Annotated in this window: 6 protein-coding genes; 1 reads left to right on the top strand and 5 read right to left on the bottom strand. The window is 76.3% G+C overall.

What is annotated here, in order from left to right:
• Positions 1–7 precede the first annotated feature (7 nt).
• Positions 8–1,441 carry a hypothetical protein gene (locus tag I5071_RS05255; protein WP_236604283.1) on the top strand — a complete coding sequence of 478 codons (1,434 nt, stop codon included), beginning with the start codon at positions 8–10 and terminating at the stop codon, positions 1,439–1,441.
• On the opposite strand, the gene I5071_RS05250 is transcribed toward I5071_RS05255, so the two are convergent.
• From I5071_RS05250 to I5071_RS05230, 5 genes are read right to left on the bottom strand one after another with little or no spacing between them, the layout of a single operon-like run.
• Positions 1,383–2,213, bottom strand: a complete 831-nt coding sequence (locus I5071_RS05250; RefSeq protein ID WP_236604282.1) for a DUF2520 domain-containing protein — start codon at positions 2,211–2,213, stop codon at positions 1,383–1,385. The two genes, I5071_RS05255 and I5071_RS05250, sit on opposite strands and share 59 nt — an antisense overlap.
• Entirely contained in the window at positions 2,206–2,760 is a 555-nt protein-coding gene (gene nadD / locus I5071_RS05245; protein WP_236604281.1) for a nicotinate (nicotinamide) nucleotide adenylyltransferase, read from the bottom strand. Before nadD ends, I5071_RS05250 begins: the two co-directional genes overlap by 8 nt.
• Positions 2,757–3,356 (bottom strand): hypothetical protein, encoded by a 600-nt coding sequence (locus I5071_RS05240; protein WP_236604280.1) that lies wholly within the window; start codon positions 3,354–3,356, stop codon positions 2,757–2,759. Before I5071_RS05240 ends, nadD begins: the two co-directional genes overlap by 4 nt.
• 8 nt (positions 3,357–3,364) lie before the next feature.
• Complete coding sequence (locus tag I5071_RS05235) at positions 3,365–9,931, bottom strand: hypothetical protein (RefSeq protein ID WP_236604279.1); 6,567 nt, start codon at positions 9,929–9,931, stop codon at positions 3,365–3,367.
• Positions 9,928–14,838 (bottom strand): hypothetical protein, encoded by a 4,911-nt coding sequence (locus tag I5071_RS05230; RefSeq protein ID WP_236604278.1) that lies wholly within the window; start codon positions 14,836–14,838, stop codon positions 9,928–9,930. The genes I5071_RS05235 and I5071_RS05230 overlap by 4 nt, the downstream gene beginning before the upstream one ends.
• Positions 14,839–14,883 lie beyond the last annotated feature (45 nt).

Genomic DNA, 14,883 nt, shown 5'->3' with positions numbered 1-14,883 from the left:
AGCGGGCATGCACCCGAGCACGATCGCGGTCACATCGGTGTTGGTCGTTGCCGGGCTCGCCGCGTGCGCACCGCCCGATCCACCTCTCCGCGCGTCGAGCGAGCACGTCGATCTCCACATCGACATCGAGCCGCCCGAGGGCCTCATCGAGTGGCTCGATCACGCGGTGGTGTCGTACGCGGAGATGCTCGGCGTCGACGATCCGCACGTGACCGTCGTGGTGCACGACACGGCCGACGACGTGCGCGCGGTGTGTCGGCGCTCCAGCGACTGGGAGATCGTCGGCTGCGCCGACGGCGCGAAGGTCTACCAGAACATCACCTACTACCCGCACGAGCTCGTCCACGCGGTCGCGAGCAGGATCGGTCGGCCACCCGCGGTGCTCCAAGAGGGCCTGGCCGAGGCGATCGGGTGCGGCCCGGACAGCGGCTTCGATCAGCGGGTCACACCCGATCGCGCTCTCCTCGGCTGGCTCGACGATGATGACCGGTTCTTCGCCGGTTCCGAAGACAGCGCCCGCGCGCGCTACCCGATCGCGGCGTCGTTCGTGCGGTTCGTGATCCAGCGGCACGGGCTCGACGCGCTGCTCTACGTCTATCGAGCGCTGCCGAAAGACGCAGGTGGCGGACGCGTGAACGCGCGGTTCGAGGAGGCGACCGGCGAGCCCATCGAGCAGCTCGTCGACGCGTGGGTCGCCGAGGGGCCGCGGCCGTGGGGAAGCATCTGCGAGGCGGTGCCCGAGTGCCGGCTCGCGCCGGCGCAGCCCGTGATGGATGTGGAGCTGATCGCCGGACTGGAACGCATCCGGTTTCCGAATTTCGCCGCCGCACCGACGGCGTATGCGGGCGTCCTCGATGTCGCCGAGACCACGGACCTGCAGCTATCGCTCACGGTGCCCGATGGGTCGGCATGGCGAAGCGGGACGGCTCGCGTGATTCCGTGCTTCGGGTCCGAGCTCCGGACGGGGATCGTCGCGTTCTTCGGCGAGGGCCAGTCGACCGCCAGCGGGGTGACGCGTCTCATGCCGGGCCGGTACGCGATCGCCGCGCACGTGAGCCCGCGCGACGGAGTGCTCGACGACGCGACGCTGGCGCGCGTGAGCGTCGATGCGCGGCCGAGCTCGACGCTCGCGTGCAGCCCACAGTCGATCGCAGTCCCCGACGACGTGCCGTTCGTACGGCTCGCCCCCGACCTCGACGCGCGGCTCGAGGCGGCCGAGCACCGGTATCAGGTCGAACCGCGCGAAGGATTGCGCATCGGCGTGGGCGTCGCGGGCGTCGCAGAAGCAGCCGCGCGCTGCAGCGAGATCTGCACCACCGAGTGCGAGGAGCTCGCCTCCGCCGAGCCCATGATCCCGCTCGACACGCCGGTCGTGCTCCGACTCACCGACGTCGCGGGGCCCGACGAGATCCTGCAGGGGACGCTGAGGATCGCCCGCTGAGCGCGCGGCGGATCGCGCGGCGCGCCTTCGGGTCCAGCCCCGCGCGCGACGCGACGTCGAGCACCGCGGGCGCGACTCCGTCGTAGGCGGCGAGCGCCTCGCGATCGATCTCCGCGAGCGCCTCGCGATGTCGCCCGACCGTGCCCGCATCACCGCGCGCGATCGGCCCGGTCAGCGCGCGCGGGACGCCGACGCTCGCCACGTTCTGCGCGACGCTCGCGAGCAGCCCGGCGACCGCGCGCTCCGCGTCCTCGCGCGTCGCGCCGAGCCGCTCGAGGATCGACACGCCGACCGCCGCGAGCGCGGTGCTCCCGTTCGCGACCAGCGCTGCCGCAGCGTGGTACGCAGCACCGTGCAGCGGCGCGATCATCACCCGCGCCTCGCACGCCCGCGCGATGCGCGACGCCGCGTCGATCGCGCGCGCATCTCCGTCGATCACGAACGTGCGGTCCGCGAGCACGCTCTCCTCGCTCGCGATCGCGACCAGCGGATGCATCACGCCCGTCGACGCGCCGCGCGCCGCGCACGACGCGAGCACGTCGCGCCCGCGGCTGCCCGCGCAGTGCAGCACGACGTGCGACGCGTCGAGCACCGGCGCGATCCGCTCCGCGACGCTCTCGATCGCGGGATCCGGCACCGCGATCACGATCACCTCCGCGGCCCGCACGACCTCGAGCGAGTGCTCGCGCCCGCCGACGAGCTGCGCCGAGACCGCGCGCGCGACGCGCCCACCGAGGCGCCCGCGCCCGATCACGACCACGCGATCAGCCACGATAGAGACCGTGCTCGTCGCAGTAGCGCGCCACGTCGCGCGGCACGAGCCCGCCGATCGTGCGGTGCGCGCGCAGCTGCTCGCGCACCCGCGTCGAGCTGATCGCCGGGAGGTCCGGCGTCTCCATCCCTTCTTCGCGCGCGTAGCCGCTGCGCCCGACCACGAAGAGCGGCGCGAGCGCGCGCACGCGCTCGAAGTCCTTCCACTTCTCGAGATCTCCGAGCACGTCGGCGCCGACGAGCAGACGCAACGTGACCCCCGGACGTCGCGCGTGGAGCGCCTCGAGCGTGCGCACCGTGTAGCTCGCGCCGCCGAGCTCCTCCTCGATGCGCGAGATCTCCGCGCCGCGCAGCAGACCGAACGCACGCTCGCACATCGCGACGCGATGCTCGTAGGGCGCCATCTGCTTGCCGAACGGATGCGCGAACGTCGGCACGACGAGCAGTCGATCGATCGGCGCGGCCGAGAGCGCATACGTCGCGAGCAGCACGTGCCCGCAGTGCGGGGGATCGAAGCTGCCGCCGAACACGCCGATCGTCTCGCTCATGTCGCGACGATCACCTTGGAGCCGGGCGAGACGATCGGCTCGCGCCACACCGGCATCCCCGAGAGATCGTAGAGCGCGACGCTGGTGCCGTCGTCGCTCGACTCGAGCACGCCGACCCGCCCGCCCGAGAGCGGCCCCGGCGTGAAGAACGTGCGCTTGCCGAAGCGCCGCAGATCCGCCTCCGCGCCGCGCCCGTACACGATGAGGTGCGCGTTCGCGATGTCCTCCTCGTCGAGGATGCTCTTGTCGTGCACGAAGAGGACGACGCGGTCGTCGAGCATCTCGATCGCGCGCGACGGCGGCGGCGGGATCTTGCGGATGCGCGCGAGCTGCGAGATCGCGGCGTCGGTCTCGAGCAGCGCCTCGATCTGCGCGGGCGAGCCCTCGGTCGCGAGGTGCGCGGCGCGCGCGAGGAACGCGCTCTCCGCGTCCTCGCCGCCGAGCTCGCGCACCCACGCGTCGATCGCGCGATCCGCGAACTCGCCGCGACCGAGATAGACGATCTGATCGGCCTCGACGTCGGCCAGCAGGAACGACACCGCCTCGCGGAAGCCCGCCTGGTCGTCTTCCGTCGGTCCGAGCAGCCCGATGCGCATCGCCGCGCTCAGAGCTTGTCGGCGCCCGCGCGGTGTCGGGCCTCGAAGTGGACGTCGGACACCGCGAAGCTCGCGAGCGAGAGCACCTCGGGGAAGCGACGCAGCTGCGCGACGCGCGTCGACGTCGACTCCGCGAGACCGTTCTCGCCCGACAGGCGCAGCAGCGCCGAGAGGCCGGCCGGGATCGATCCGCCCGCGAGCAGCGCGACGCGATCCCCGAGCTCCGACGCCGCCATCGCGAGGCGCGTGGGCTCGTAGTCGGTCGCGCCCGCCATCTCGAACACGACGGGCCCGAGCTCGTCGGCGAGACGGCGCGGGAGCTGACGCGCGACGCGCTTGCTCCAGTCGCCGAGCGCTGCCGGATCGATGCCGCCCGGCGCGTAGTGAGGATCGAAGTTGTGCACGAGCCCCGCCAGCGCGAGCACGAGCTCCTGCGGCTGGCTGCGCACCGCGACCGAGAGCCCGAGGCTCGCGATCTTGAGCGCGCGCGCGAGCACGAAGAGCCGCTCGCGATCGTCGACCGCGAGGAGGTCACGCCCGATCATCAGCGCGACCGGCGGACCGCTCGAGACCGGCACGCACACACGCGGCGCGCCCGCGGTGATCCAGATCTCGACGTCGGGGATGCCGAACCACTTCGCGACGTCGACCGCCGCGGCGCGGATCGCTCCGTCGCGCGCGCCGAGCTTCTCGGCACGGTACGCGCGGGGGTCGAAGGGCAGCACCTTCTCGAGCACCGGGCCCGCCGCGCGCATCACCGCGCGCAGCGCGCCCGGCAGGCCCTGCGGCGCGAGCAGATCGTCGAGCGCGGCATCGGCCGCCGCCGCGCCGAGGCCGGGCACGCCGCCCTGCGCATCGACGAGCCGCGAGATCTCGAGGTCGGTCACGCCGAGCGCGAACGCCGCGCCCGCCGCGACGCGCGCCGCATCGCCGCGACCACGCCACCCGAGCACCTCGACCAGCCCCAGCCACGCCGCGGCATCGGCGAGATCGTTGCCGAGCGCATGGCGGAAGTCCGCGACCGCGCGGTTGAGGTGCATTGCGTGCGCGGGCATCGCGCGCTGTCGCGTGTAGAAGTCGGCGAGCGCCTTGAGCGCGACGAGCTCGGTCGGCGCGGCGCGACGCGCGGTCTCGAGCACCTGCTCGGCGCGGCGGGGATCGCCCATCTGCTCGAGCACCTGCGCGAGCGCGAGCTGGTGCCCGCGCGCGCGGTCGGGATCGGGCTCGACGCGCGAGAGCTCGCCGAGCTGCTCGGCCGCGGCTTGCAGCTGGTTGTCGCGCCGGAAGAGCGCGGCGAGGCGCTCCATCGCGGTCACGTCGTCGGGCGCGAGCTTGAGCACGCGGCGGTACGCCGCCTCGGCGCGCTTCACGTCCGGGATGTGCCGGTCGTAGATCTCGCCGAGCGTGAAGAAGACCCAGCGCAGCTCCTCGCGATCCTTGCGGATGCGCGCGATGCGGATCAGCGCCTCGGCGGCGTTGCGATAGTCCTCGTCCTCCAGGCAGAGCTCGGCGAGGCGTCGCAGCGCGTCGAGCATCTCGGGCGAGAGCGCGAGCACCGCACGCAGCGCCTCGCGCGCGCCCTCGCGATCGCCGAGCTTCTCCTTGAGCTTCGCCTGGAGCGCGTGGAGCTCGACGAGCAGCGCGGGATCACCACCGCCCGCCGCGGTGCGACGCGCGACGAGCTCGGAGAGCGCGGCGTGGTCCTCGCGCAGCTCGAGCAGGTTGCGCAGGCGATCGAACACGTCGAGGTGCCCGACGTCGATCTTGCTCGCCTCGGTGAGCGCCTCGAGCGCGCGATCCTCGTCGCCGATCGTGTCCTGCCAGAGCACGCCGGCGCGGTACCAGAGCGACGCCGCGCGACCCGGCACGTGCGCCGCGCGCGCCGCGACCGCGAGCGCCTCGGCCGCTCCGCGCGCGTCACCGGCGCCCTCGCGCAAGCGCGCGAGACGCTCCGCCGCGAACGGATGATCCTGCGAGGCCTCGAGCGCCGCTGCGAGCGCGCTCGCAGCGCCCGTGAGATCGCCGGCGGCCGCGCGCAGATCGGACACCCGCATCGCGCCCGCGGTGCGCGCGAGCGCGGTCGGCAGACGCGACGCGATCTCCGACGTCGTGCTGGTCTCGAGCTCCGTCGCGCCCGCCGCGCGCGCGGCCGCGGCGATGCGCCGTGCGAGCCATCCGTTCATGCGCACCCGCGGCGCGGCGGACACGAGCACCGCGTCGGCCGCGTCGCCCGGCACACCCTCGCCCGCGAGCTTGAGGCGCGCCGCGAGGCGCAGGTGCACCGCGGCGTCCTCCGGGGTCTCGAGGTGCATCGCGAGGCGCTCCTCGATGCCCGCGAGATCCTCGCGACGATCCTGCTCGAGGTAGTAGCGCTCGAGCGTGCGCAGGCTCGGCACGTGACCCGGCGAGACCTCGAGGATCGACACGAGCGAGAGCACACCGCTCGCCGCGTCGTCGCGCTCCTCGAGATCGAGCTCCGCGAGCCGCTCGAGCGCGAGCACGCGCAGTGCGTCGTCCGCGGCGTCGCGCACCGCGGCGAAGCGACGCTCCGCCACGCGCGACGTGTCGCCCGCGTGGAGCTCGGCGCGATCGAGCGGCAGCGCGATCAGCGGATCGTTGGGATGGCGCTCCGCGAGCGCGCGATAGATCTCGGCAGCGCGCCCCGGCTCGCCCGCGTCCTCGAGCGACGCCGCGGCGGAGAGCTCGATGGCGCGCGCGAGCTCGCGCGGCGCGCCCTCGGCGAGCGAGAGCGTCAGCTGCGCGCGCTCGTCGGGCGTGAGCGCATCGCCGAGGCGCAGCACGAGATCGACGAGCACCGCGTCGTGCGGGGTCTTCTCGCGAGCACGCGCGAGGAGCGCGCTGGCGGACGCGGGGTCCGACTCCGCGCGCAGCAGCGCGGCGCGCACCAGGCTCGCGGCCGCGTCGACCTCGGTGAGCGCGCCGTCGGCGGCCTGCTCGTGCACGTCGACGAGCGTGATCGCGTCGCCCGCCGCGCGCGCGACCGGCTCGAGCGACCACAACGCGGGCCCGTAGCCCGGCATCGCGTCGAGGGCGCGGCGGTACGCGCCGATCGCGTCGCCCTCGGCGACCTCGAGCAGCAGGCCCGCGGCCGTCGCGGCGAACGCGGCGCGCGCGCCGGTCGCCGCGGTCGCCTCCTCGAGCCAGAGCGCCGCCGCATCGCGCGGCGAGCGCGCGGCCGCGAGACGCCCGAGCGGGCGCAGCACCGTCGCGTCGCCCGGCGCGAGATCACGCGCCTCGCGCAGCGTGCGCTCGGCGGCCTCGGCATCGCCCTCCTCGAGCGCGCGATCCGCGAGCGCGAGCAGCGCGCCGGTGCGGCGCTCGGGCGGCGTGCGATCGACCTCGTGACGGAGCGCCGCCGCGACCTCGGTCGCGTCCGCGGCGCCGGCCGCGAGATCGAGCCAGAGCACCTCCGCGCAGAGCGGCGCTTCGTCGGCGCGCCGTGCCTCGCCCACGAGCTCGCGCTCGCGCGCGGTCGACGCGGGATCGATCGCGAGCTTCGCGGCCGCCGCGAGCGCGCCCGCGGACTCGACCGCCTCGACGAGCAGCGCGCGATTTCCGGCGCGGCGCGCGAGCACCTCGCGCACGATGCGGATCGTCGAGAGCGACGCGTCGGCGAGCGCCGCCGCGTGCAGCGTCGCATCGGCCGCCGGCAGATCGCCGGTCGCGCCGTGCTTCTCGGCGAGGCGCACCATCGCGAGCGCGCGATCGGTGCCTCCGCTCGCGCCTGCCCACGCCTCGAGCGTGGAGAGCTCGACGTCGATGTCGCCGACGTACGACGCCGCGGCCGCGCGGGTGCGCAGCGCCGGGAGCGCGCGCGCGTCCTCGAGCATCGCGAGCGCGCGACGCGCGGCGCTGGTGCGCGCTTCGTCGCGGGTCTCGCGGACCGTCGACGTCAGCAGCGCGAGCGACGCGCGGCGGAGCAGCGCGTCGCGCAGCACGCCCTCGGGCAGCGGTCGCCCGAGCGCCTCGAGCGCGTCGGCCTGCGGAGCGCCCGCTTCGGTGCGCGCGACACCGAGCGCCGCGTCGAGCGCCTGGGGATCGTCGGTACGCGCCGCGGCGTGGAGCGTCGCGGCCCGCGCGCGATCGCCGGCGCGCTCGGCATCACGCGCCACGCTCACGCGGAGCGCAGCACGCGCGCGCGGATCGCTCCACGCATCGGCGGCGCGCGAGAGCGCCTCGACCGCGGACGAGCCGGCGCCCGAGGCCGCGCGGGCGCTCGCGAGCACGAGCGATGCGGCGACCGAGCGCGGCGCGAGCTCGAGCGCATCGAGCGCCGCGCGCTCCGCGCCCGACGCGTCGCCGAGCTGCTGGAGACGCACCTCGGCGAGCGTGAGCAGCGCCGCCACGCGCTCCGCGGGCGAGAGCGGCAGCGCGATCTCGGCCTCGAGCAGCGCGGCCGCCTCGTCGTACGCGCCGCGGCCGAGCGCGTCACGGCGCGCGGCCCGGACCACGACGGGGTCCGTCGCATCGGCCTCGCGCGCGAGGAGCGTGTGCTCGCGCGCGTCGTCGGCGCGGCCGAGCTGGTGATCGATCTCGGCGGCCGCGAGGAGCAGCCGCGCGCGCGCGCTGCCGGTGCGGCCCTCGGCGAGACGCAGGAGGAGATCGCGGCGCGCGCCGAGCGCGTCCGCGCCGCGGCCGACCAGCGGGAACACCTCGACGCGCGGCTTGCGCGAGCGAACGGTGCGGCGCGCCGCGGCGGCACCACGATCGCGCGCGGTGGGCGCAGGCGCCACAGCAGGCGCGGGCTCGGAGACGCGCGCCTCCGGCTCGTCCTCGTCGATCACGACGGCGGCGCTCGCCGCGATCACCGGCTCGTCGTCGTCCGCGGCGACCGTCGCGACCTCGGGCTCGTCGTCGTCGTCGCGTGCAGGAGCGACCACGAGGTCGGGCTCGCTCACGCGGATCGAGACCTCGGCGACGCTCGGCTCCTCGTCGCTCTCCTCGTCGACCGGCACCAGGCCGCCGAACGCGTCGGCCGGCTCGGGCGCCGGCGCCGGCTTCGGGGCCGGCGCCTCGAGCGCGTCGAGGAACGCGAAGTCGTCGTCGGCGACCGGCGCGCCGGGCGCAGGCGTCGGGCGCTCCGCCGTGGAGACCTCCACCACGTCGCTCGCCGGCGCGCCCACGTCGAGCGCGGGCGCCGCGGCGCGGGCGTCGGGCGAAGCGACCGGCGTCGCGAGCACCTGCTCCTGCGGCTCGGGCGCGGGCGGCGCCGCAGCGGGCTCGGCGCCGGGACGCGGCACCACCGGGGGCCGCGGCGCCGCGACACCGCCGGGCGGCGGGACCCGCGGGGCGCCCGGCTGCGGGACGCTCACCCGCGCGCCCGGCGGCCGCGGGACCGGCGGCAGCCCTCCCGGGCGCGGCAGCGGCACGACGGGCTTGCCAGGGGCCGCCGCAGCGCCGGGGCGCGGCAGCGGGGGCATCTTCGGCGGCGTCGACGACGACGTGCCCGCGTCGGGCGCTCCCTCGGGCGACGAGGGGCGAGGCCCCCCGGCATTGCGGGCCGCGACCGCGGCGCGCAGGGCCGCTGCCGCGGCCGAGCCCGACGAGGGAGGCGGCGGAGGCGTCGCGGCGACGGGCGCCGGCGGAGGCTCGGGCGGAGGCGGCGGCGCGATCGCACGCGCGCCCGGCGCGTGCAGCGTCGTGACGTCCTCGAAGCCGCCCTCGGCGTCGCCGAGCGCGAGCGGCTCGCGCGTCGGCCGCGCCGGCTCCGGCATCTCCTCCCACGAGAGATCGCCGGGCGACGGCAGCAACGACTTGCGGGGCGGCGACGACGACGTCGGCGCGCCCTCCGGCGTCGGCGTGCGCGCCGCCGGCGGCGCCGACGAGAGCGCCAGCGCGAGCGCGTCCTCGTCGGGCGCGCCCGGCCTCGCCGTCGGCGTGCCCATCGGCGGCGGCGACGGGGCCTCCGACGGGGGCGGCGGCACCGACGCCGGCCCCGGCGGCGCCGACGTGCGGCCGCGGATCGGGCTCACGAAGCGCGGCACGTCGACCGGATACGCGCGCGTGTCCTGGTCGAGCCCGTCGAGCATGTCGTCGAGGTCGAGATCGATCGGCGGCGGCGCCGCGGGCGGCACCACGACCGAGTCCTCCGAGGTCGCCATCCCCGGCGGCGGCGGGCGCGTGCTCAGCCGGTGCTGCTCCGACGAGGGCTCCTCGCGCTCGCGCGCGGTCACCAGCGACGCGATCAGCTCCTTCGGGATCGACGCGATGCGCGTGTGCTCGTCGTCGTCGTCGTCGTCGAACGAGACGTGCACGTCCTCGGCGGGCGGGAGCACCGGCTCCTGCACCCGCGGCGGAGGCGGCGCCGGCCTCGGCGGCTCGGGGCGAGCGGGCGGCGCGCCGCGCGGCACCGGGCGCTTGAACTCGCTGGGATCCGGCGGCCGGTAGAGCGCGCGCGCGGGCTCCTTGTCCTTCGCCGGCGGGGCCGCGGGCTTCTGCGGCATCGGGCCCGAGCGCGCCTCGGACTTGTCGTCGAGATCGCGCTCCCAGTCGGCGAGCGCGTCGTCCCAGTCGAAGTCGATATCGGCGCCGCGCTTGTCGTCCGTGCCGCTCATGAAGCGAGACCCAGCTCGCGCCGCGCGGTGATCGCCGCGGGCGAGATCCAGAACCGGAGGAGATCGAGCGCCGACGCGTTGGCGCGCACCGCGTCGCGCTCCGGCGCGCGGCCGAGCACGAGCGCGAGCACGCCGTGCAGGTCGCCCGCGACGATGAGCCCGACGCGCGCGAAGCTCGCGTGCAGCGCCGACGCGAACGCGAGCACCGGCCGTCCACCCTCGCCGATCTTCGCGATCACCTCGGGCGCGGCCTTGCGCACCCGGCGCGACATCGCCTTGGTCGCGGCGCGCGTCGCGTCCGCCATGCCCGCGCGCCCCTCGCCCACCGGGAGCGGCGCGCCCGCCGCCGACGCGATCGCGAAGAGCGCGGTCGCCGTCGCGTCCGCGCTGCGCGTCACGAAGGGCCCGAGGCCGAGCCGCAGCGCGATCGCGGAGCGCCCGATCTCGTAGCGACGCAGCGAGGTCAGCGGCGGCCCCACGCCTCCGCCGAGCAGCCACGCGGGCTTGCCCTTGTAGCTCGCGATCATCGCGAGCAGCTGGGGATCGCGCCCGCCCGCCCACACGTCGCCCAGGGGCGCGCCGAGCAGCATCGCGATGCCGAGCACCTCCTGCGCGGCCGGCGACGTCGCCGGGTCACGCAGCAGCTCGCCGCGGCCCATACCGAACGACGAGGGCTCGAGCCGATCCATCTCGATCAGCGTCTCGGTCGCGAGCAGCGCGAGCTCCATCGCCGGGCCGCTCACGCCCGCGACCATCAGCTCCGCGAGGCGCGCCTCGCCGAGCTTCGACGCGCCCGGCTTCACGCGGCGGAGCACCTCGGTGTCCTCGCCGAGCTGCTCGCGCTCGTCCTCGTTCGCCGCGTCGATCGCGACGAGCGCGCCGAGCACCGCGGTCTCGAGCACCTTGTCGCCGCGCCACCGCGCCGCGGTCGCGAGCATGCGCAGCGCCTCGGGCTCGGTCGGGTCGGCTTCGAGCAGCTCGCGCACCGAGCGCTCGAACGACGTCGAGAGCGCGATCCGGCTCGGCCCGTCGAGCAGCACCGCGAGCGCCCCGCCCGCGTCGACGTCGGTCGGCACCGCGTCGAGCGCGCGACGGTACGCGGCGATCGCCTGGTCCTCGTCGCCGAGCCGCTCGTCCCAGAGACGCGCCGCGCGACGCTCCGCCGCCGCGCGCTGCGCCGGCTCGCGCGATGCCGCCGCGGCCTTCCCGAGCACGCTCACCGCACGATCGATGCGCCCGCCGCGCTCGCAGAGATCCGCGATGCGCTCGAAGAGCGCGCGGTCGGCGAGGCCGAGCGCGTCGATCGCCTCGAGCTCGTCGGCCGCTGCGAGCGGCTGGCCCATCTTCTTGTCGAGGAAGTCCGCCGCGCCGAGGCGCGCGATGCGGCGCTGGCTCGCCGGGACGTCGCTCGCACCGGCGAGCGTGCGCAGCGCCTGCACCGCCTCGGGCCACGCCTCGCGCTGCACGTGCAGCTCGACCAGCAGCGCGAGACCGCCGACGTGCTCGGGCTCGAGCATCAGCAGGTTGTCGAGCGACACCAGCGCATCGTCGCGACGACCGAGGCCGCGATGCAGGCGCGCCAGCTCGTAGAACAGCGGCGCGAGCTGCTCGGGCTCGTCGGTGCGATCGGCGCGCGCCTGGACCAGCTCGAGCAGCCCGGCGTCGTCGCCGCGCTCCGCGAGCAGATCGTGGAGGCGCCCGTACGCGATCGCGCGGCCGCCGTCGATCTCGAGCGCCTCGCGCAGGCGGCGCTCGGCCTGGACCAGCGCCTCGGCGTCCTCGGGATCCGTCTGGTCCATCAGGACCGCGGCGGCCTCCTCGAGCAGCGTCGCGCGCAGCTCTCCGTCGACCTGCGCCGCGAGGCGATCACACGCCTCGACCACGTCCATCCAGCGCTCGGCATCGCGCGCCGCGACGCGCAGCGCCTCCCACGACGCGAGGTCGTCGGGATCGCTCGCGAGCACCTCGCGCAGCGCGTCCGTCGCCTCCGCGCCGCGCCCCGCCGCCCCGAGGGCCCGTGCCCGCGCCGCGTGGGTCGCGCGCGCCGACTCCGGCGACGCGTGCACCGCCCAGCGCCCCAGCGCGTCCGCGCGCTCGCCGGGATCGTCGGCCTCGCTCAGCGCCTCGAGCCCGAGCGTCGCCGCGGCGAACGATCCGGGCCGCGCGTCCTCGAGCTCGACCGCGCGCAGGATCGCATCGTCCGAGGCCTGGCCCGCGAGCGCCGCGACGCGCAGCGCGTGCACCACCAGATCCGCCGACGCGTCGGCGTCGCTCGTCGCGTCCGCGAGCGCCAGCAGCGCCGCCGCGCGATCCGCCGCGCGCGCCGGATCGCTGGACGTCGCGCGCAGCTTCGCGAGCAGCGCCCAGGGCTCGTCGGACGAGGTCGCGAGGATCTCGTCCGCGATCGCCTCCGCCGCCGCGCTCTCGCCGAGCAGATCGAGCTGCAGACCGCCGAGCTCGCGACGCCACGCCAGCCGCGCATCGCCCTCGGCGCGCGCGACGAGCTCGCGCGTTCCGTCGAGCATCGACGCCGGCGACGAAGGGCCCATCAGCGCGAGATCGAGCGCCGCCGGCGCCGCGAGATCCGCGACCCCGAGCGCGAGCCGCAGCGGAGGCTCGGCCAGGCTCGGCTGCTTCGCGACGAGCTGCTGGTGCTCGCCCAGCTCCAGCGTCGCGCGCCCCGGCGCGCCCGCGCCCACCTCGACGTCCGAGAGCCGCTCCAGCGCGAGCCGCAGGAGCGCGTCGTCCTCGCGCAGCTCGGCGAGCCGGCGCAGCGCGAAGAGCGGACCGATCGCCGAGGGATCGCGCTCCGCGGCCTCCTCGTAGGTGCGGCGCGCGAGCGCGTGGTCACCCGCCGCCTCGGCCGCCGCGCCCGCGAGGAGCAGCTGCGTCTCCATCGCGCGCCCCGCACGATCGGCCTCCGCGGCCTCGCGCAGCAGCTTCACCACCGCGTCGGCGTCGCCGCGCGCCCGGTAGACCTCTTCGAGCAGCGCGACCGCGTAGCGATGCCCGGGCACCCGCTGGAGCGCGTCGGCGAGCAGCGTCGCCGCGTCCTCGAGCTCGGCGCGCGACGCCTCGAGCCCACCCTCGCGCGACGCCGCGACCCGCACCAGCGCGCGCGCCGCCGCGCACAGATGCGCCGCCGCCGCGTCGGGATCGCTCGCGCGCTCCGCGAGCTTGCGATGCGCCCGCGCGAGCAGCGCGCCGTCGCCGCGCATCGCCGCGAGCACGCGCGCCGCGTCGGGCGCCCACGCCGCCGCGCTCGTCTGGAGCGCACGATCGAGCGTCGCGTCCGCCGCCGCGTCGTCCTCGAGCACCATGCGCTCGAGCTCGTGCAGGTCGCGCAGGATCGCGCTGCGCTCCTCGTCGTCGATCGTCGTCTGATCGAGCAGCGCCGTCGCCGCATCGCGCGCGCCGGCCGCGTGCCCGAGGCGCAGGCTCGCGCCGAGCCACTCGCGCGCGATCGTCGCCTTCGTGGCGTCGTCCGCCGCGGCGAGCGCCAGCGCGTAGAGCGAGCGCGCGTGCTCCGCGTCGTGGATGCGCGTCGCCGCGAGATGCGCGCCCTGCCACGCGATGCGCGCCCGCAGCGCGCCCTCGCTCGACTCGGCCCGCGCCGCGAGCCGCGCGACCCAGCCCTCGAGCCGCCCGTCGCCCGCCTGCGCGCCCGCGACGCTCAGGTCCTCGAGCATCGCCGCGACCACCGCGGATCGCGGATCGGCCTCGAGCGCCGCCGCCAGCGCGGCGCGCGCCTCGTCGGTCTCGCCGCGCGCCTGCGCCTCCTCGGCGACCCGGAAGTGCAGCGGCGCGGCGTGTCGTCCCTCGACGCCCGCCGCGAGCAGCCGTCGCGCCTCGTCGGCCGCGGTGACGAGATCGCCCGCGAGCTCCGCCGCGAGCATGCGATCGCGATGCAGCGCGAGGTCGCCCGAGCGCAGCAGGATCGCCTTGCCGAGCGCGGCGAGCGCGCCCTGCGCGTCGCCGGTGCCGTCCTGCGAGCGGAGGTGCAGCATCCGGATGCGCGCCGCCTCGCGATAGAGCGCCGCCGCTTCACCCGCCGCGCGCGCCTCGTCGGCGAAGCGCTTGATCGAGAACGCGCCCGATCCCCCGACCCCCGAAGCGACGGTGCCGTCCTCACCGCGCGCCGCCCGCGCCGCGAGCGCCGCGCGCCCCTCGAGCGCCGCGACGATCTCCGGCACCCGCGCATGACGCCGCGCGATGCGCTCGACGTGCTCGAGGAAGCGGAAGCGCGCGCTCGGCAGCGTCGCCGCCTGACGCGCCGCCTCGAGCGCTCCGTCGACGTCGCCGCGCTCCTCGCGCCCGCGCGCCACTTCGATCAGCAGCATCCCCTTGAGCGTCGGATCCGCGACCTGCGCCGCGCGCGTCGCGATCACGTCGGTCGCCGCGTCGCGCTCACCGCGCGCGAGCAACAGACGCTCGAGGAAGAGCGCGGGCAGCGCCGCGCCCTCGGGGTGCTCCGCGATTGCCTGCTCGTAGAGCGCGCGCGCCGCATCCGGCGAGCCGAGCTGATCCTCGGCGAGCACCGCACGATCGACGAGCGAGGACGCGCGCTCCTCCGCGCTCGCCGCGCTCTTCGTCTCGGCCTCGTAGAGCCGCGCGAGGTTCTTGAACGAGCGACGTCGCTCGAAGATCCGCACCAGCGCGACGAGCGGCGGCGCGAACGAGGGATCGAGGTTGTACGCGGCGAGGTACTCGCGGACCGCCTGCGCTTCCTGTCCGAGCTCGACCTCCGTGACGTGGCCGAGCTCGTACTGGATCGCGGCCTTCTGCGCGCGATCGGTCGCCGCTTCGAGCTCTGCCCGGAGCATCGCGACGCGCGCGTCGACGGGATCGGGCGAGAGACCGCCGCCGGGACGGCTCGAGGGCGTGATCGGAGGCTGGGTCGTCGTCATCGTGTCCCGGGGAGGACAGCGGGACGCCACTATACCGACGGGGGA

The sequence above is a fragment of the Sandaracinus amylolyticus genome (assembly GCF_021631985.1).
Classification (GTDB): domain Bacteria; phylum Myxococcota_A; class Polyangia; order Polyangiales; family Sandaracinaceae; genus Sandaracinus; species Sandaracinus amylolyticus_A.
This window is presented reverse-complemented; position numbering and strand designations above follow the sequence as displayed.

Bases quoted from the DNA above. Each gene is read 5' to 3' on its own strand.
- I5071_RS05235 (WP_236604279.1), bottom strand. From the start codon at position 9,931: ATGAGCGGCACGGACGACAAGCGCGGCGCCGATATCGACTTCGACTGG.
- I5071_RS05255 (WP_236604283.1), top strand. From the start codon at position 8: ATGCACCCGAGCACGATCGCGGTCACATCGGTGTTGGTCGTTGCCGGG.
- I5071_RS05240 (WP_236604280.1), bottom strand. From the start codon at position 3,356: ATGCGCATCGGGCTGCTCGGACCGACGGAAGACGACCAGGCGGGCTTC.
- nadD (WP_236604281.1), bottom strand. From the start codon at position 2,760: ATGAGCGAGACGATCGGCGTGTTCGGCGGCAGCTTCGATCCCCCGCAC.
- I5071_RS05230 (WP_236604278.1), bottom strand. From the start codon at position 14,838: ATGACGACGACCCAGCCTCCGATCACGCCCTCGAGCCGTCCCGGCGGC.